Origin of the sequence: Pseudonocardia sp. SID8383, from assembly GCF_009864975.1 — a bacterium.
Taxonomy (GTDB): domain Bacteria; phylum Actinomycetota; class Actinomycetes; order Mycobacteriales; family Pseudonocardiaceae; genus Pseudonocardia; species Pseudonocardia alni.
The window spans coordinates 1-955 of sequence record NZ_WWFY01000733.1 but is presented as its reverse complement, the minus strand read 5'-3'; the positions used below and the strand labels follow the sequence as shown (position 1 = coordinate 955).

General features: G+C 77.5%; 1 protein-coding gene. It reads left to right on the top strand.

The genetic code is table 11. From position 1 onward, the window contains the following. Nucleotides 1–149: 149 nt before the first annotated feature. On the top strand, nucleotides 150–955 hold an 806-nt coding region (locus tag GTW08_RS17660), incomplete at its 3' end, for a DUF692 domain-containing protein (RefSeq protein ID WP_161152243.1).

The following is a 955-nucleotide window of genomic DNA, read 5'->3' as shown; positions in this document are numbered from 1 at the left end:
AGCAGCTGCGGCGGAGGCGGCGGGGGCTGTGGCGGCGGAGGCGGCTGCGGCGGCTGAGCCCGCGCGGGGGACCGGATCTGCCGTCCCCGCAGCTGCACCGTGGGGGGTGTGAAGCTGCGGGGACGGCTCGTACGGGCGGAGGTGGCGACATGACGGGTGTCCCGGGCGGGACCGGGGTCGGCTGGCGCAGCGGAATCGCCGCCGTCCTCGACGACGTCGACGGTCTCGCATTCCACGAGGTCATCGCCGAGCCGCTGCGCCCGGACGCGGTGCCGGCGTCGCTGCTGCGCAGGCCGGTCGTCGTGCACGGGGTCCGGCTGTCGCCCGGCTCGCCCGAGGGCGTCGACCCGGGGCGGGTCGCCCACCTCGCGGCCTGTGCCGCGGCGACGGGTGCGGCGCTGGTCAGCGAGCACATCGCGTTCACCCGGGCCGGCGGGATCGAGGCGGGGCACCTGCTGCCGCTGCCCCGCACCCGCGAGGCGCTCGACGTGCTCGTCGCCAACGTGACGGCGACGCGCGCGGAGCTGGACGTCCCGCTGGCGCTGGAGCCGATCGCGGCCCTGTTCGACTGGCCCGACGACGAGTTCGACGAGGCGGGCTTCCTGCACCGGCTGCACGACCGGACCGGGGCGCCGCTGCTCCTGGACGTCGCGAACGTGTTCGTCAACGCCCGCAACCGGGGCCGTGACCCGCGGGCGGACGTCGACGCGCTGCTCGCCGGGCTGCCGTCCGGGGCGGTGGCCTACTGCCACGTCGCCGGGCACGCCGCCGACGCGGCGGGGCTGCTGCACGACACCCACACCGACCCCGTCCCGGACGCGGTGCTGGCGCTGCTGACCCACACCGTCGCCCAACTGCCGGTGCCGCCACCGGTGATGCTGGAACGCGACGGCCGCTACCCGCCCGCCGCGGTGCTGCGCGCGGAGCTGGACGCCGTCGCGGCTGCCGCCGGGCA